Here is a 17,362-nt window from a genome sequence, read left to right on the forward strand (position 1 = left end):
GTTACAACTTGAAACCTCGCATTTTTATGTTATTGATGCGCCCACTTATTAAGGAGTTTAACCATGTATTTGAATACACTGCGCAATATGACTTTTCTCGCCACACTTCTCGCACTGCTTTTTACCTTGGGTGCCAGCGCTGCCGAGCTGAATGATCGATATGCCCTTGATGGCGTAAAGACCGGCAAAGCGGTGTTCGATATCGCCACCGGCAATCCCAATGCCATGGTAACGACCCTCGACGTCATTGGAGAAACTATTGATGACTTAAAGCGCTATGGCATCAAACCTGAAATTGTCATCGCCTTTCGCGGCCCGGCGGTGCGCTTTTTGACCAGCGACAGCAACCGCATTCCGCCGGAACATGCCGCTACCGCAATGGAACTTTCAGCGCGCATCGAACAACTTGCCGCACGCGGGGTGCGCGTCGAAGTCTGTGGCATTACCACGCGCATGATGAAGATGGACAATGCCACGTTGGTAAAGGGCGCACAGCCGGTAGCCAACACCTTCAATTCGCTGATCGGGTACCAGGCCAAAGGTTACGCGCTGATTCCCATCTTTTAAAATTCATCACAGGGGAAGCTTCAGGCGTGGTTATTCAGGCAGACATAAAGCTAATTTTCTGAACTTAGACGCAGCAAATAGAGAAAACATGGAAAATACCCCGGTCTACCTCGACTACAACGCCACCACCCCGGTCGCGCCGGAAGTCGCGGACGCCATCGAACCTTACCTGCGCGAGCATTTCGGCAACCCGTCTTCCAGCCACGTTTACGGGCAGCGGGCGAAACAGGCGGTGGAACAGGCAAGGGGAGAAGTGGCCACGCTGATCGGCGCCCAGGCTGATGAAATCGTCTTCACCGGCTGCGCCACCGAGGCCAACAACCTCACCATCCTGGGCGTGGCGCGGGCGCTGGGCGGCGAAAAACAACACCTCGTCACCAGCGCCGTCGAGCACCCCTCGGTGATGCAGCCCTTCCTCAGGTTGCGCGACGAAGGCTGGGAGCTGAGCATCCTGCCCGTGGACAGCAGCGGCCGCGTTGACCCGCAAGCCGTGGAACGGGCCTTGCGTCCGGACACGGCACTGGTTTCCGTGATGCATGCCAACAACGAGGTGGGCACGATCCAGCCCATCGCCGCAATCGCCCGGCTGACGCGCCCCAGGGGCATCCTGCTGCACAGCGATGCCGCGCAGTCCATCGGCAAGATCGCCGTGAACGTGGACGAACTTGGCGTCGACCTGCTGACCCTGGCCGGACACAAGTTTTACGCCCCCAAGGGCGTGGGCGCGCTGTTCGTGCGCAAGGGCACGGCGCTATCACCGGTACTGGCGGGCGCCAGCCATGAACACGGCCTGCGTCCCGGAACGGAAAACGTGGCTTTTATCGCCGCCCTGGGCATGGCCGCCAGGCTGGCGCACGAGCGCCTGCCCAAGACGCAGGCTCGCCTCAAAGCCATGCGCGACCAGCTGCACCTGCAACTGCTGGCTGAAGTACCCGGCCTGCTCCTCAATGGCCCCTCGGAATTCCGCCTGCCCAATACCCTGAACGTCTCCTTCCCCGGTGTGAGCGGCCACGAACTGCTGGCCATGGCCGCCGCTGACGTGGCCGCCTCCACCGGCTCCGCCTGCCATGCCGGCAGCGGGCCGGCAAGCGGGGTGCTGGGGGCAATGGGGCTCGATTCCGGGCGCGCCGCCGGCGCGGTGCGTCTTTCTCTCGGCGCATCCACCACCGCCGCTGAAATCGGACGGGCAGCGCGAGCCCTCGGCAAGGCCTGGTGCGCCCTGAGAAAGTAAACCGCCACTACGCCCCCTCTTCCAGCGGGGTTTGCGGCAAGCAATCCCGGCGCCTCTGGATTTGAGCGCTGTTTCCGGAATTACTCGCTTTCCATTTCAAGATAGGTCCGGCTGGCATTGCCGCCACTCAATAATTCGTAATGCTGCAGATACCTGAATGCGCTCTGGTCCAGCGAGGAAATGGCCGTTTGCAGGTCATCGCCGCGCTCCAGCGCCTGCTTCATGTGGCCGCGCAGCAAGACCAGGTAGTCCCCGGTATCCCGCCGCGCCCTGGCCAGGTCGCAAACCTGGCCGTGGCCGGGAACGATGATGCGCGGTTCAAGTTTTTCCATCGCGGCAAAGGAGGCGAGCCAGTCGCGGGTGCTGCTGAAGGGCAGTACCCCGAGCATGCGGTCCACATACACCAGGTCGCCGGAAAACAATACCTCCTGCTGCGGCAGCCACACCACGCTGTCGCCAGGTGTATGGCCGCCGTGGAAATACAGCAATTGAATTTCCTGCCCGCCCAGCTTCAGGGTTTCCGCCTGGTCGAAGAAGCGGCCGGGATAGACCGGCCGCGTGCCCGCCGCTTTCTTGCGTATGGTCTGGCGCAGGGCTTGCAGCTGCATCTCGCCGCGCGCCTCCATGTCGGCCAATGCGGGGCGGGCGGCGATGATCTCCGCGCCGATGGACTTGAAGTAGCCGTTGCCCAGCCAGCGGTGGTCCTGCCCGCCGGTGTTGATGACGAACTTGACCGGCTGCCTGGTCACTTTTTTGATGACACGGTGGATTTCCTTCGCCACCTGCCAGGTGGGGCCGCTGTCGATCACCACCACGCCCGCCGTAGTGACGACGAAGCCGCTGTTGGCGTTCATGCCCTCGTTCCGGTAAGCGCGCATGCCGGTATCGCCGACGAAAGCGTAAACGTTCTCCGCCACGGGGCGCGCCGTGAGCGTCAGCGCATGAGCCGCGCCGCCCGTGCATAGCGCCGTGAAGGCCGCCAGCAGGTAAATTATTGATCTCATCATCACATTCCCCAATCAAGAAACACTTTTAACAGGCGCTTGCGGCGCCACCCAGAATTTCAGCAGCAGCGCCGCCAGAACCGCGGTGGCGGCGAGGAACAGGCCGTAGAAGACGAACAGCGTCCACATCGCCGACGGCAGCTTGAAGATATTGTTAATGGCGCTCATAGACCCATTGCAGCAAGGCGTCCAGCGCCGGCCTCGCAGCCCCGGCGCGCGGATGGTTGACCATCGCCACCACGGCCATGCGCCTGCCTTTTGCGTCGAACACGTAGCCCGCCACGCTGCGCACGCCTTCCAGCGAGCCGGTCTTGATGTGGGCATGGCCGGCCACCGCGTGATCCTGCAAACGTTTTTTCATGGTGCCATCCACCGCCACGATGGGCAGGGAAGACTCGAATTCGCCAAACACCGGGCTGTTGCTGGCGCTCACCAGCAGCGTCCCGAGGTGCCGCGGGCTGATGCGTTCCAGACGCGACAGGCCGGAGCCGTTTTCCAGCACCAGCTCGGGGAAGTCCAGCCCTTTCGCCGCCAGCCAGCCTTCGATCGCATCTGTACCCTTGCGCGGCGTGGCGGGCGGGCCGGATTGCGCGGCGCCGAGCGTCAGGAACAATTGGCGCGCCATGACGTTGTTGCTGAATTTGTTGATATCGCGAATCGCATCGCCCAGCGGAGGCGAGTCGAAGCTTGCCAGCAGGGCCGCTCCCGGCGGCACCTCACCCGCCCGGACGCTGCCGTTCAGCGTTCCACCCAGTTCTTCCCACAACAGGCGAAAAACGCTGTCCACATAACTGCCATTGGGCAGCAGATTGAGGTTGAAACTCTTTTCTCCACAAGTAGCAGAGAAGCGCCCGCGCAAAGTCAGTACTCGCTCTGTCCCCGCTGCCGCCACTTCGGTGGCAATGCCTTCGCGCCAGTCGCCGCAGGGGGCGGAATCCATTTCGATGTAACTGACCACTTTTAATGAAGATGGCGCGGGATCTGGAACAACCCTGATCCCATGGCCATCCGGCAGCAAACGCAGGCGGATGGCGTTGAAATTGACCAGCAAGGCCTGGGGAAGAGTGTTGTAGGCGCGCAGCGGCTCGTTATCGAAGGCTGCCGGATCGTGCGCGGCGGGCTCAAAATAGCTCTGGTCCAGAATCACTCCGCCACGGATATCGCGCACCCCGCGCTGGCGCAGATCGCGCAGCAGCAGCCAGAAATTTTCCAGGGTCAGCTTGGGGTCGCCATAACCCTTGAGGATCAGGCCGTCATTCAGCGCCTCGCCCGTCAGCGGCCCGCCCGCATAGGTTTCCGTTTTCCAGCGATACGCCGGCCCGAGCAGTTCCAGCGCGGCGTAAGTGGTCACCAGCTTCATGCTGGATGCAGGGTTCATGGCATGCTCCGCGCCCACATCCAGCAGCGCCCTTCTGGCCTGGGTATCCTGCACCCATACGCCCAGGCTGGATTGAGGCAAACCGGCTTCCTTGAGAGCGGCGCGCACCGGCGCGGGCAAGCTGTCTGCATTCGCTATGACCGAAGACCAAACGATCAGCAGCACCAGCAGCTTTGCGCCTAATCCGGAAAACTCCTCACTCCTCACTCCTCACTCCTCACTCCTCACTCCTCACTCCTCACTCCTCACCCTAAATCTCGAACTCATCCCGATACCCCGGCACTTCGACATGCCAGTTCCAGTTTTTGCGGATCAGGTCGGCAAAGCCGAAAGCGACATTTTCTTCGCCATGGACGATGAAGGTATGATGCGGCGGCTTCCTGAAATGCCCCAGCCAGGACAGCAAGCCTGCCTGGTCGGCGTGGGCGGAAAGGCCGCCGATGGTGTAGAGATCGGCGCGCACCGGGATGTCCTGACCGAAAATGCGTACCATCTTGGCCCCATCCACCAGGCGCCGCCCCAGGGTGCCGCCAGCCTGGAAGCCGGTGATCAGCACCGAGCACTCGGGCCGCCCCAGGTTGTAGCGCAGGTGGTGCTTGATGCGCCCGGCGTCGCACATGCCGCTGGCGGAAATGATGATGGCGCCGCCCTGGATGTGGTTGAGCGCCATGGAGTCCTGCACGGTTTCGGTGAACTGGATGCGCGGCACGTTCTTCCCGCTTCTCATCCATTGCATCAGGCCGCGCGCCTCGGTATCCATGAGCTCGATGTGCTTCATGGTGATTTCAGTGGCGCTGGTTGCCATGGGTGAATCGACATAGATGTCCAGATCATGCAGCCGCCCCTGGCGCACCAGATCGTAGAGCAGGTAAAGAATTTCCTGGGTACGCCCCACCGTGAAGGCGGGGATAATGACGTTGCCGCCCTTGCGCTTGAGGGTGTCGGTCACGGCATGCACCAGTTCATCCATGGTCTGGTCCATGGTTTTGTGCAGGCGATTGCCATAGGTGGATTCGATCAGAAGCACGTCTGCGGATTCGATGATGGCGGGGTCCTGCAGGATGGGCTGGCCGGCGTTGCCGAGATCGCCTGAGAACACCAGCTTCTGCGTCCGCCCGGCATCCTCCACCCAGACCTCTATGATCGCCGAACCAAGAATATGCCCCGCCTCGCGGAATTTGCAGCGCACCGAGGCATGGGGCGACAGTTCAGTGTCGTAGGTAACCTCACGCAACTGGGTGAGGCAGGCTTCTGCCTCGTCCACGGTATAAAGTGGTTTTACCTCTGCATCCCCGGCCTTGCGCGAATTCCGCCCCTTGGCATATTGCCCCCACTCTGCCTCTTTTTCCTGAATATGCGCCGAGTCGCGCAACATGATTTCAAGCAGTTCTGACGTGGCATGGGTGGTATAAATCGGCCCGCTGAAGCCATCGGCGGCAAGACGCGGCAGCATGCCGGAATGGTCGATATGGGCATGGGTGAGCAGCACGAAGTCGATCTCGCGCGGATTGAATTCGAAAGCGGCATGGTTCTTGTCGCGCGCCTCGCGTCCACCCTGAAACATGCCGCAATCCACCAGAAAACGCACGCCGTCGGCGTCCAGCGCATAGCAGGATCCCGTTACCTCACGGCTGGCGCCATGGAATTGAATTTTCATTGCATCACTCCGGGTCTGAGCAGGATGACTTTATTGTAGCCCGGAGCGCGAGGGAATAGTGTCAGATCACGCGATGGCGACGCTTGCCGTCCATGAAATCATCAATAATATCGACTGCTTCCTGGCAGAAGTGACTGCTGCTCAGCCCTTCCGGGGTTCGGCTGACGGCGACGCCACGCGCGAGGGCAGCCTCCAGATCGGTCAGCCCGTCCTTTGCCTCGATCACCAGTTTCAGCATGGGAAGCTTGTCCAGCAATCCGGCTGGCAGCGCAGTTCCCAGGGTGATGATGACATGTGTGCGCCAGCAATTTTCACCGATCTGCTCAGCCGTCAGTTGAGCAAACTCCTGCCAGCCATATTTGGCCGCCCTGGGCATGGGAAACTGGACGCTTTCGGGTAAACGGGAATTATCCAGCACGGTGATATTCATGGGTGTCTCTTCAGTATTTTCCGGGCCGCTGCAAACCGGCTTCCACTTCATCACGCCGGGCGCGTCCGGCCAGGGTTTCGATCAGTTCCAGCGCGAAATCCATCGCCGTGCCGGGACCACGCGAGGTGATTATCTTGCCATCCGTCACCACCGGGGCATTGCTGAAAGTGGTATCAGGCAAGTTCATCGTATCCAGGAACCCCGGATAACTGGTTGCTTCCTTCCCCTTCAGCAAGCCAGCCCCGGCGAGCACCACGGGGGCCGCACAAATTGCGCAGACGTACTTGTCATTTTGCGCCATCTTTTGCAGCAGGGGAATGGTGCGCGGATCATCCTTGAGATTCGTCATGCCCGGCATGCCTCCGGGCAACACCACCATGTCGAAATCTTCCTGCAGCGCAACGTCGAGCGTACAGTCCGGCACCAGCAGCGTGCCCCGGCTGGCCCTGACGATACCCGGCTGCAACCCAGCCACCACAACTTCGATTCCGGCTCGGCGCAGCAGGTCGATGATGGTGACGGCTTCAATCTCTTCGCAGCCAGCGGCGAGGGGAACAAGAACTTTTGGCATGCTAAACCCTTTGTTAACCACGGGGAGCACGGGGGCCACGGGGGCCACGGGGAAAACCGAATTTGATCTTCCCCGTGCTCCCCGTGTGCCCCGTGGTAAAGAATCTAATCCCGGAAATTCTGGTACTGCAGCGGGAAGTCGGTAATGGACTTCTTCACCAGCGCAATGGTGTCCTGCAGCAGATCGCGCTTGGCACCGGTAACGCGCACCGCATCGCCCTGAATGCTGGCCTGAACCTTGAGCTTGCTGTCCTTGATCAGCTTGACGATCTTCTTTGCCAGATCGGTCTCCACCCCGGTTTTCACCGTGATGGTCTGTTTGACCTTGTTGCCGCTGATTTTCTCGATCTTGCCCTTGTCCAGGCAGCTCACGTCAATGCCGCGCTTGCCGAAAGTCTGGTTGAGGATGTCGAACACCTGGTCCAGCTTGAAGTCATCGTCGGCAAACAGAGTCAGCACATACTCCGCCTGTTCGACGCGCGAATCGGAGCCCTTGAAATCGAAGCGGCCGCTGACGACCTTGTTGGCCTGATCCACCGCGTTGCGCAGCTCCTGCTTGTCTACTTCGGAAACGATATCAAATGAAGGCATGGCTGACTCCTCGTGTTATGTAGGGTGGGTTAGGCCGCAGGCCGTAACCCGCCAAACCCAATCTGCCTTTAACCCGCGCAACAGGTGGATTCAGTGATGAAGTGGCAGACGTAATCGAGCATTTCCACCGTTTCGATGTCGAAACTGCTGTTGCCCGGCACGCTGAATTTTTCCCCTGCGCGGTAGGTTTTCCATTCATTCTCGCCCTTGAGGCGCACCTTGCACACGCCAGCGTTGATTTCCATGATTTCCGGCGCGCCGGTATTGAATACCAGGCTGGATGGAAAAATCACGCCCACGGATTTTTTGCTTCCATCCGGAAACTGCACAGTGTGGGAAACACACTTGCCATCGAAATAGACATTGGCTTTTTTGACTACGGATACATTGTCGAACTGCGACATTTCAGATTCCCCATATTTTTTGAATGACTGCCTTGGCGACAAAGCCCAGCATGCCAAAGGCCAGGACGAAAAAGAGCACGAAAGTTCCGGTCTTGCCCGCCTTCGATTTCCATGCCAGTTCGCCGATGATGAACAGCATGTAGAGCATGAAGGCGCCCACACCAAAGGTCATGCCAAATTCGGATACCTGTTCTTCAGTCCAGCCACCGAACATGCCGCCTCCTGCTACTTGCGCCCGGCCTTGGCGGCAATGCGCATGCGCAGGGCGTTAAGCTTGATGAAGCCGCCTGCATCGGCCTGGTTGTAGGCGCCGGCATCGTCCTCGAAAGTGGCGATGGTCGAGTCGAACAGCGAATCGGTCCTGGAATCGCGCCCCACCACGATGACGTTGCCCTTGTAGAGCTTGACACGCACCCAGCCGTTGACGTTGCTCTGGGTATGGTCGATCAGCACCTGCAGCGCCTTGCGTTCCGGCGCCCACCAGTAGCCGTTGTAGATCAGGCTGGCGTAGCGCGGCATCAGGTCGTCCTTGAGGTGCGCCACTTCGCGGTCCAGGGTGATGGATTCGATGGCGCGGTGGGCTTTCAGCATGATGGTGCCGCCCGGAGTTTCGTAGCAGCCGCGCGACTTCATGCCGACATAGCGGTTTTCCACCAGATCGAGGCGGCCGATGCCGTGCTTGCCGCCCAAGCGGTTGAGCTCGGCCAGCATTTCGGCTGGCGACAGTTTCTTGCCATTGAGGGCCACCGGGTCGCCGTTGGCGTATTCGATGTCCAGGTACTCGGCCTGGTCTGGCGCCTTCTCTGGCGATACCGTCCAGCGCCACATGTCTTCCTCGGCCTCTGCGGCGGGGTTTTCCAGGTGGCGGCCTTCGTAGCTGATGTGCAGCAGGTTGGCGTCCATCGAGTAAGGGCTACCGCCCTGCTTGTGCTTCATGTCCACCGGGATGCCGTGCTGCTCGGCGTAGGCCAGCAGTTTTTCGCGCGACAGCAGATCCCACTCGCGCCATGGGGCAATGATCTTGATTTCTGGGTTGAGCGCGTAGGCACCGAGCTCGAAGCGCACCTGATCGTTGCCCTTGCCGGTGGCGCCGTGTGAAATCGCTTGCGCGCCGGTTTCACGGGCGATCTCGATCAGGCGTTTGGCGATCAGCGGACGTGCGATCGAGGTGCCCAGCAGGTATTCACCCTCGTAAACCGTGTTGGCACGGAACATGGGGAAAACGAAATCGCGCACGAATTCCTCGCGCAGATCGTCGATATAGATTTCCTTGATGCCGAAATTCCTGGCCTTCTCGCGTGCCGGCTCAAGCTCCTCGCCCTGCCCCACGTCCGCGGTGAAGGTGACGACCTCACACTGGTAGTTGTCCTGCAGCCATTTCAGAATCACCGAGGTATCCAGCCCGCCAGAATAGGCGAGCACGACTTTCTTGACGTTGCTCATTTGTTTCTCCGTGAGGGGAGAGGGGTAAGGGGTGAGGCGAATTTATGCGAGGGGGTTCCCCTCACGCCTCACCCCTCACCCCTCACCTAATTGATTTTGCCCAGCATCAGGTATTCCATCAGCGCTTTCTGTGCATGCAGGCGGTTCTCTGCCTCATCCCACACCACGCTGTGCGGGCCGTCGATGACTTCAGCCGCAACTTCCTCGCCGCGATGTGCAGGCAGGCAGTGCATGAACAGCGCGTCCGTCTTGGCGAGTTTCATCATGTCGGCATCCACCTGCCAGTCCTCGAAGTCGCGCATGCGCTCTTCATTTTCAGCCTCGAAGCCCATGCTGGTCCACACGTCCGTCGTGACCAGGTCCGCGCCACGGGCGGCTTCCATGGGATCGGTAAACTCTTCGTAGTGATCGGTGCCATACAGGCCGGCGCGCTCCGGCTCAACCTCGTAGCCGGGCGGGGTCGAAACGTGGATGTTGAAATCCAGCACTTCGGCCGCCTGCAGCCAGGTGTTGCAGACATTGTTGGAGTCGCCGATCCACGCCACGGTCTTGCCCTTGATCGAACCGCGATGCTCGATGAAGGTAAAAATGTCGGCCAGGATCTGACAGGGATGATATTCGTTGGTCAGGCCATTGATCACCGGCACGCGGGAATTTGCCGCAAAGCGCTCGATGATTTCCTGTTCGAAGGTGCGGATCATGACCAGATCGCTCATGCGCGAAATCACCTGTGCCGCGTCTTCCACCGGCTCGCCGCGGCCCAGTTGGGAATCACGCGTGTTCAGGTAAATGGCGCTGCCGCCGAGCTGGTGCATGCCCGCCTCGAAGGAAAGGCGCGTGCGCGTGCTGGCCTTCTCGAAGATCATCACCAGGGTGCGGTCGTGCAGCGGATGGTAGGGGATATATTGCTTGAACTGGGACTTGATCCAGCGCGTGCGCTCGAACAGGTATTCGAACTCGGCGCTGCTCAGGTCCTTGAACTGCAGAAAGTGTTTGATCTCCATGATGGGACTGAGGAGTTATCAGGTGATGCCCGCATCACCCCGTTAACCCGCCAGGAACTCCTTGATCAGTTTGCCTAACATTTCAATTAGCTGGCTTGCTTCCTCACGCCCCATGACCAGCGGCGGCAACAGGCGCACCACGCTATCCGCCGTCACATTGATCAGCAAGCCTTGCTCCAGAGCGCGCCGCACCAGATCGGCACAGGGCCGGTCAAGTTCGATGCCGATCATCAAGCCGGCGCCACGCACTTCCACAATACCCGCCACGCCATTGAGCCGGGCTTTCAATCCAGCACGGATAAACTCGCCCAGCTCAGCCGCGTGGCGGCACAAATCCTGCTCTTCAACTACAGCCAGCGTTTCGAGCGCCGCGGCACAAGCCAGGAGATTGCCGCCAAATGTCGAACCATGATTGCCCGGCTTGAAGACTTCCGCTGCCGCGCCTTTTGCCAGGCACGCGCCAATCGGCATACCCGCGCCCAAACCTTTGGCCAGAGCCATGACATCCGGAACAATGCCCGCCTGCTGGAAGGCGAACCACGAACCCGTCCGGGCAATGCCTGTCTGGATTTCATCCAGCATCAGCAGCCAGCCATGGGTATCACACAAGCGGCGCAGTTCCTGCAGGTAAGCAGGGGCCGGCACCTGAATGCCGCCTTCACCCTGCACTGGTTCCACCAGAACGGCAACCACGTTCTTGTTGTGCTCGGCAATCTGGGCCACGGCAGCAACATCATTATAGGGAACGCGCACAAACCCGTTCAGCAGGGGCTCAAAGCCTGCCTGAACCTTGCGGTTGCCCGTGGCGGTCAAGGTCGCCATGGTGCGGCCATGAAAACTTTTTTCCATCACGATGATGGTGGGGATATCAATGCCCTTGCCATGACCATACATGCGCGCCAGCTTGATGGCGGCCTCATTGGCCTCGGCGCCTGAATTACACACAAACACCTTGTCCATGCCCGACAGACGGCACAGGCGCTCAGCCAGTTGTTCCTGCCTGGGAATTTGATACAGGTTGGAAGTGTGAATCAGGGTATGGGCCTGCTCGCATAGAGCCTTCGCCAGGCGCGGATGCGCATGACCAAGTGCGTTGACAGCCACTCCGGCCACAGCATCAAGGTACTTCCTGCCGGCTTCATCCCATAGCCAAACTCCCTCGCCTCTGGCAAAGCTGACCGGCTGTCTGGCATAGGTATTCATCAAGAAAGACATGAGCATGACCTGAAAAATAAATGCACACGGCAGCAAATGCTACGGTGTGCGTGCGATACGGAAAACAGCATATTTAGCCCAAAGCGCCAAACCATGCAAGAGAAAATTTTTTCTCCGGACCAGGACTTGTAACGAGTAAATCGTCGAGAGGCATAGAGATGCAATGGCTAATGAGCAAATCAATAATTTTTATGCAATACTGCCAAAAACCTGACTCAAGGATGATACATGACCCCGGCTTCAACCATAATTATTCAAGGCCTCACCCTGAATGGGCGAACTTTTCGCCCAAGCGATTGGGCTGAGCGCCTGTCGGGGGTGATGTCTACCGTCGGCGGCGATCGCCGCATGAGCTATTCGCCCTATGTAAAACCACTGACTTACGAAGGAGTTAAATCCGTCGCCATCGAAAAAAAACTTCAGGAGGTGGATGCACGCGCCTTTGAGTTTCTGCTCAATTTTGCAAAAGACAACGGATTACAAGTACTCGAAGAAAGCAGCGCCCGCACTTAAGCAAGCGCAGTCGGGCGAATGAACGCCCGGCCAGATTCAGGCAGCCATGGCCTTGATCGCACCAGAGAGACGGCTCTTGTGTCGAGCGGCCTTGTTCTTGTGAATGATGTTCTTGTCCGCAATACTGTCGATAACTGCAACTGATGCTTGGTACACAGACTGAGCCACAGCCTTGTCACCACCCTCGATCGACTTAATCACTTTTTTGATCGCGGTGCGCAGGGTAGAACGCAAGCTGGCATTGTGCATGCGTTGCTTGTCATTCTGACGTGCGCGCTTCCTAGCTTGGGCACTGTTTGCCATTAAAACTCCTTAAAACCTGTTAGAGATTAGATAAAACGCGTAATAATACTTACGTTTTGTTTTGTAGGCAAGAACTGAACGCTTCTCGCGAGAAGGCATTCCGCATGTCGGCTATGGCAAAAATACCCGCAAGCCGGTAAAATAACCGGCTTCGGAAGGTTGGCAGAGCGGTTGAATGCACCGGTCTTGAAAGCCGGTGCAGATGCAAAAACAATATTGATTATTAAGTGTCTTTTTGTACAATCTCCGCAACTTGCGGAAATCGTTTCCGCAACTCCTTAAGATTTATGGAGGTTTGGGTGAGTGGTTTAAACCAGCAGTCTTGAAAACTGCCGACGCGCAAGCGTCCGTGAGTTCGAATCTCACAGCCTCCGCCAGATATAAAAACGGCCCCAATCGGGGCCGTTTTTATATCTGTCTGCGTTATCCTATTTGGTCGGCTTGACCACTTCGCCAACCCGACGATACACCGTCTCGGTGATCTGTGCTTCGGTATGTCCAAGCAGCTTGCGGGCGTGATCGAGGTCAGTCTCACTAGCTGCTTTTGGTCGGATATCCCTGAACTGAAAATCCTTGATCCTTGCCGCCAGCACAAGCATGTTCGGCGTTCCTACTTTCTCTGCCTCTGTGACGGCACAAGACCGCGCCTCATCAAATCGTGTTCTCAGTGTCCAGCGGTTGAGCTTCACACCCGCAGGTGTTGCAATCAGGTACAAGCTGCGGATTTTCCTTGGCCTCGCTTTTATACGGTCGATTAGCTTACCCAGCTCGGTGCGGGTGCCATCTGTATCGTCGAGCAGGATGCGCAATTTTTTGCCTGAGCTGTTCCGAGTCTTGTTTGGCTTCACTTCGAGAGCGCCGTCGGAGATTTGAGTCTCCATCATTTTGAGGATATCGGCCGGGCGCTGACCGGTCAGATAGCTGAGGTCCATCGCGTCCTGCAGTTCCTGGCAGGCCTTCGAATAGACCGCATCCCAGACAGCCTTGTCAGCATAAAAATCACGCGGCGCTTCCTTATTCTTGCGCACTCCGCGGCAGGGGTTTTCCTTGGCGGTATAGCCCCACTCTCTAGCCATGTTCCAGATATGGGAAAATAACGATATTTCACGGTTCGCGCGCACCTTGGCACTGCGTTTATCCCGGTATTGAGCGATGTGCTGCGGGGTGATTGCATTGATTGGCGCCGAGTCGAATGTTGAGCGCAGCTGTTTGATCGCTTCCTCGTTATCTTTTTGGGTGCGTATAGCTTTAGTTGGCACCACGTCGCGCAAATAACGATCGAAGATATGCTTCATCAGGCCGGTATCGGCTGGTGCAGGCTTGCACTCCAGTTCCGCCCACTTCCGCTTTGCTTCATTAAGGTCGGCCCCCAGCGCGATCTCCACGCGCCGGCCTTGATCATCTCGCCCATTGTAGTAATAAGAAACCCACAGCCCCCCGCTTTTTAGCCGCTTGGAACGACGAAGCATGCGTGGCGGGAGATCCCGTGCTGACGATTTTGGCCGCATTATTTCAACACTACCTCACGTTACTTAAATCGGGGATCCAGCCACCGCTTGTGGTCATGGCAGCTGGTGTTATTCCCGCCATGCGCAAACGTGCATACATACGCCCGATGATTGGCTCACCGGCCCGATTTTTGTGGAATTCCCAACCATTACCGACCAACCACTCAATCTGATCACCTTTTCTGGCACAACCAGTAATTTCTTGTACCTCATCAGGCGCGAGAGTCTCGCTTTTTATCGGCATCTCGAAAACCGCTGTCATTTTTCCTCCCTAGCCATAATCCACCGCAGCCCAACTTTTTCAACTTCAGCAGCAGCAAGACCTGCCTCAGGGAACCTTCCTGAAAACACTGCGTTGGCAATTAATTCTTTTTTCTTAGCCAGGAACACAGAAGAGCAGACCTCGTCCACAAATTTATTTAGCTCCTCATCCTCAAGGGTACCCAAAAACTGCAGAACCATTTCACGAGATGCGACTCGCTGTTGCATTTGCACTTCTTCAATCGCGTCGGCTTCACTTGCTCGTTGCATCTCTTTTTGGTGTTTTTTTCGGCGATTTGCCAGCTCTATTCCTCGATTCTGAATAGGTTGGTTATCCGCAGCAGCTCTTGCCAACGACATGAGCCATGGTCCAACATTTCCGATCGGCACGCCGATGCTTCTGGACTGATCATTAAGCCTCTGCGAAAGCTCATCGGCGAGATTTTGTGCAATTGCACAATTCAAACCATTCTCCTTTACTGCAAAATTGAGATGCTCACGAAATAATTCCGCCTCTGGTAGCAACTCGATGCCACTTAAGTCTGTACCACCACAAACACCTTCCGGAATTAATGTTGATGTTGTTGTGTTGAATTTATTTTTGGTTTTATTTTGACCCCCACTACTACTAGGGGTAGCACCCTGGGAGGCACCATCGGTCCCATCCCCTATAGCACTCATCTGCACAGCATGGATTGCACATAGATGTCTCAAGTCCGGCACTTTATTTAACCAAATTTCCGGCCTTATTCCGGATTGCAAAGTAGCTTGCGCCCATGCTTCCACCAATGCTTCAGGTACTTCATGGAGAATGGAAATGATCCTGCCTTCCAATCCAGGACCTGGTTTGGAGTTGTGATCCCACCAGCAGCTGACGAACAGCCAGTTGCCATGACGAACAATTTCACCCTGCTCTTCAAGTCGCTGCATGACCGTCTGTACTTGAAGCCGATCCCACTTTAGCCGTGCTGCAGCCAACATCAAATTGATTTCGATCAATCCCACAGGCGATCGCTCAGGCCCCGTCAGCAGATAAAGTTGCAATACAATGTCCTCCAACGACTGGCTATCCCGACGAGGCGTGTTCCAGAATCCTGTTCGAATCATTGCTGCAGGTGAATTTTTTTCAACATGACACATATTTTTCTCCCGTTGAATAATCATGACGGGATAATTCTCTGCCACAAATCACTCCACGAAAAGCCGGAAATACTGCACAAAAGGCGGCTTTAACAGCAGTTTTGGGCTTAAGTAAGGAAATTTCTACAATTTGACGATAGCGCATCACCCCCAGTGTTTCATAAAAAATTTTCTTGGGATCTTGAGGCATAATCGTATTATTCAGTGCGCATATCTGGCCGCATGCATAATCACCTCACTGATCAATGGCACACAAGCACCACCGCTTGTGTGCTTGGCGATTCAGTTGGGATCGGTATAGGGCTGGGGACGATAATGGCAGATTAGTGTTGTCGCTTGAGGGTGCTGGGAGCGCCCAGGCGCCCACTATTGCAGAAGGGTTTCCACCAAGACCGTGGCTTGATCGTGCCTCCCTTGTGCCTAGGTAAGGTAAGGCAAGCCATGTTTTGCTTAACCTGCCTGCAACTTTATTGGACTTGAAGGAGGAACATGTCTGCTGAATATATTCTTCTAGCCTTAAGGAAGCTCTGAACAAGCCAACATTCAGGGCCTTGGGTTTCAACGAATTACGGCATCCGGCCCTTTTCCCACCTAAAACAGCCATTTTGTCCCGGAATCGCCCGGTTTCTGGGCGATTCCCCGTTTTTCGGGCGGATTAAGCCCCTGATGCCAATAACGCTCGCCTGACCTGGAACAGATTGCCCAGCGCAAACAGCATGTACAACTGGGCCGTGTTCTTTGCCAGCCCACGATAACGCACCTTGGTATAACCAAACTGGCGCTTCAATATCCGGAACGGGTGTTCGCCAATAGCACGTATCCTGGCGATCGCATGATTGAGTCCGCGTGTCCAGGCATCAAGCGCCTGATTGGGTTTGCTCTTCCGGGCAACCCAGTCTTCTACCCAGTGCTGTTGCAGGTGCCCATGCACCTGCGGGTAGTCGTAACCCCGATCCGCACTGACCCGTTCTTCCTCGCCATGCAGCAAACCGGTGAATTGCGACATGTCAGAGTCCTTGGCTGTGGTGCCAACCAGTGTGTGTACCAGACCGCTCTGGTCGTCCACGCCAATATGCGCCTTCATGCCGAAATACCATTGGTTGCCTTTCTTGGTCTGCGTCATCGCTGGATCACGCTTGCCCTCCTGATTCTTGGTGGAGGGTGGAGCAGCAATCAGCGTGGCATCCACCGTGGTGCCTTCACGCAACAGCAATCCCTGCTCCGTGAGCAGGCCATTTACCTCGGCAAACAGTTGCTTCGATAAGCCATGACGCTCCAGCAGGTGCCGGAAGTTGAGAATGGTGGTCTCATCGGGCATCGTATCCGTGCCGGCATCCAGCCCGGCGAAATGCCGCAACAGCGGCACATCATGCAGGGCTTCTTCCATGGCGGCATCACTGTAGCCGAACCATTGCTGCATGAAGTGGATCCGCAGCATGTCAGATAAAGCATAAGGCCGGCGACCGTTCCCCGCCTTGGGGTAGTGCGGCTCAATTACTGCCAGCAAACGCGTCCACGGCACAACGGATTCCATCTCCCGCAGAAACTTCTCCTTCCTCGTCTCCTTGGGCTTCTTCACATAGTCTTTGGCAGCAAAACTCAGTTGTTTCATGGCTGGGCTTGAGGGTGGGAAATAATGATCGTCATTTTACAGGATGACAGACTTGTTCATGGCTTCCTTAATAGCCGTGCTAACCATCGGTGGTGGCGTGTTTTTACTACTTCGAGCGAAACGCTACCGCGCTCATAGAGAGGCGAGCAAGCATCGCCACTAATACGCTCAAATGCTCCGCCGTTCCCATAGCAGACCGAAGGCTGAGCAACAGACATTGGTATAACAAATCACTGACGACGCACACCTTAATAATTGAAAGCCACCAAGGCGTGTGAACTTTGCTGCATAACAGAAGTGGGTGGTCCATTTCTGCTGTTTTGACTGGGCAGTCAAAAACATGGGTGCTACCGCGCTCCCCACTCGCTCAATCCTCGTTACACAAAATTGCATTAAATTCCTGAATCCGCCTAGACAAAAACACTTTCGAACAAAATATTTTAGGCAGCACGCCCAAATCTGCTGTTAAACCCCATTTTTTTGCGTTATTTCCCCATTGTCCTGACTTAGTTCATGGCGATATCGTTGAAT

Annotated in this window: 20 protein-coding genes and 1 tRNA gene; 4 read left to right on the top strand and 17 right to left on the bottom strand. The window is 56.9% G+C overall.

The window, feature by feature from the left end; all coding sequences use genetic code 11:
- The first annotated feature begins 63 nt into the window (after window positions 1-63).
- Together WC392_02645 and WC392_02650 are read left to right on the top strand one after the other, a co-directional pair.
- On the top strand, window positions 64-567 hold the full coding sequence (locus WC392_02645) for a DsrE family protein (protein ID MFA5241256.1): 504 nt from the start codon (window positions 64-66) through the stop codon (window positions 565-567).
- Between the two features lie 88 nt (window positions 568-655).
- Window positions 656-1,798 (top strand): cysteine desulfurase family protein, encoded by a 1,143-nt coding sequence (locus tag WC392_02650; GenBank protein MFA5241257.1) that lies wholly within the window; start codon window positions 656-658, stop codon window positions 1,796-1,798.
- An 80-nt stretch (window positions 1,799-1,878) separates the two neighbouring features.
- On the opposite strand, the gene WC392_02655 is transcribed toward WC392_02650, so the two are convergent.
- The 12 genes from WC392_02655 to WC392_02710 form a co-directional block, all read right to left on the bottom strand.
- Window positions 1,879-2,805, bottom strand: coding sequence for an MBL fold metallo-hydrolase (locus WC392_02655; protein MFA5241258.1), 927 nt, complete (start codon window positions 2,803-2,805; stop codon window positions 1,879-1,881).
- A 12-nt stretch (window positions 2,806-2,817) separates the two neighbouring features.
- Window positions 2,818-2,970: a hypothetical protein gene (locus WC392_02660; protein MFA5241259.1), complete on the bottom strand. Its 153-nt coding sequence runs from the start codon at window positions 2,968-2,970 to the stop codon at window positions 2,818-2,820.
- On the bottom strand, window positions 2,957-4,387 hold the full coding sequence (gene dacB, locus WC392_02665) for a D-alanyl-D-alanine carboxypeptidase/D-alanyl-D-alanine-endopeptidase (GenBank protein ID MFA5241260.1): 1,431 nt from the start codon (window positions 4,385-4,387) through the stop codon (window positions 2,957-2,959). The genes WC392_02660 and dacB overlap by 14 nt, the downstream gene beginning before the upstream one ends.
- A 43-nt stretch (window positions 4,388-4,430) precedes the next feature.
- Window positions 4,431-5,837 carry an MBL fold metallo-hydrolase gene (locus WC392_02670; GenBank protein ID MFA5241261.1) on the bottom strand — a complete coding sequence of 469 codons (1,407 nt, stop codon included), beginning with the start codon at window positions 5,835-5,837 and terminating at the stop codon, window positions 4,431-4,433.
- 61 nt (window positions 5,838-5,898) lie between these two features.
- Complete coding sequence (locus tag WC392_02675; GenBank protein MFA5241262.1) at window positions 5,899-6,267, bottom strand: hypothetical protein; 369 nt, start codon at window positions 6,265-6,267, stop codon at window positions 5,899-5,901.
- Between the two features lie 10 nt (window positions 6,268-6,277).
- Window positions 6,278-6,838 (bottom strand): DJ-1 family glyoxalase III, encoded by a 561-nt coding sequence (locus WC392_02680; protein ID MFA5241263.1) that lies wholly within the window; start codon window positions 6,836-6,838, stop codon window positions 6,278-6,280.
- 104 nt (window positions 6,839-6,942) lie between these two features.
- Complete coding sequence (locus tag WC392_02685) at window positions 6,943-7,428, bottom strand: YajQ family cyclic di-GMP-binding protein (protein ID MFA5241264.1); 486 nt, start codon at window positions 7,426-7,428, stop codon at window positions 6,943-6,945.
- A gap of 68 nt (window positions 7,429-7,496) precedes the next feature.
- Window positions 7,497-7,832 carry a pyrimidine/purine nucleoside phosphorylase gene (locus tag WC392_02690; protein MFA5241265.1) on the bottom strand — a complete coding sequence of 112 codons (336 nt, stop codon included), beginning with the start codon at window positions 7,830-7,832 and terminating at the stop codon, window positions 7,497-7,499.
- A gap of 1 nt (window position 7,833) precedes the next feature.
- Window positions 7,834-8,046 carry a DUF2788 domain-containing protein gene (locus tag WC392_02695; protein ID MFA5241266.1) on the bottom strand — a complete coding sequence of 71 codons (213 nt, stop codon included), beginning with the start codon at window positions 8,044-8,046 and terminating at the stop codon, window positions 7,834-7,836.
- Between the two features lie 11 nt (window positions 8,047-8,057).
- Entirely contained in the window at window positions 8,058-9,275 is a 1,218-nt protein-coding gene (locus tag WC392_02700; protein ID MFA5241267.1) for an argininosuccinate synthase, read from the bottom strand.
- Window positions 9,276-9,361: 86 nt separating this feature from the next.
- Entirely contained in the window at window positions 9,362-10,279 is a 918-nt protein-coding gene (gene argF, locus WC392_02705) for an ornithine carbamoyltransferase (protein ID MFA5241268.1), read from the bottom strand.
- 42 nt (window positions 10,280-10,321) lie between these two features.
- A complete protein-coding gene (locus tag WC392_02710) occupies window positions 10,322-11,494 on the bottom strand; it encodes an acetylornithine transaminase (GenBank protein MFA5241269.1) in 1,173 nt (390 codons plus the stop codon).
- Window positions 11,495-11,722: 228 nt separating this feature from the next.
- On the opposite strand from WC392_02710, the gene WC392_02715 reads away from it, so the two are divergent.
- Window positions 11,723-12,007, top strand: a complete 285-nt coding sequence (locus WC392_02715) for a DUF3579 domain-containing protein (protein ID MFA5241270.1) — start codon at window positions 11,723-11,725, stop codon at window positions 12,005-12,007.
- A gap of 36 nt (window positions 12,008-12,043) precedes the next feature.
- Here the strand turns inward: WC392_02715 and rpsT are convergent, their stop codons facing one another.
- Window positions 12,044-12,310: a 30S ribosomal protein S20 gene (rpsT, locus tag WC392_02720; GenBank protein MFA5241271.1), complete on the bottom strand. Its 267-nt coding sequence runs from the start codon at window positions 12,308-12,310 to the stop codon at window positions 12,044-12,046.
- Between the two features lie 289 nt (window positions 12,311-12,599).
- On the opposite strand from rpsT, the gene WC392_02725 reads away from it, so the two are divergent.
- A tRNA-Ser gene (locus tag WC392_02725) sits at window positions 12,600-12,687 on the top strand.
- A gap of 51 nt (window positions 12,688-12,738) precedes the next feature.
- Here WC392_02725 and WC392_02730 read toward each other — a convergent pair.
- From WC392_02730 to WC392_02745, 4 genes are all read right to left on the bottom strand, one after another.
- Window positions 12,739-13,779: an integrase gene (locus tag WC392_02730; protein ID MFA5241272.1), complete on the bottom strand. Its 1,041-nt coding sequence runs from the start codon at window positions 13,777-13,779 to the stop codon at window positions 12,739-12,741.
- 49 nt (window positions 13,780-13,828) lie between these two features.
- Entirely contained in the window at window positions 13,829-14,080 is a 252-nt protein-coding gene (locus WC392_02735; GenBank protein ID MFA5241273.1) for a DUF4224 domain-containing protein, read from the bottom strand.
- Complete coding sequence (locus tag WC392_02740) at window positions 14,077-15,264, bottom strand: hypothetical protein (GenBank protein MFA5241274.1); 1,188 nt, start codon at window positions 15,262-15,264, stop codon at window positions 14,077-14,079. The genes WC392_02735 and WC392_02740 overlap by 4 nt, the downstream gene beginning before the upstream one ends.
- Before the next feature lie 610 nt (window positions 15,265-15,874).
- Entirely contained in the window at window positions 15,875-16,831 is a 957-nt protein-coding gene (locus WC392_02745) for an IS5 family transposase (protein MFA5241275.1), read from the bottom strand.
- Between the last annotated feature and the right edge of the window lie 531 nt (window positions 16,832-17,362).

It is taken from the genome of Sulfuricella sp. (assembly GCA_041651995.1).
GTDB lineage: Bacteria > Pseudomonadota > Gammaproteobacteria > Burkholderiales > Sulfuricellaceae > Sulfurimicrobium.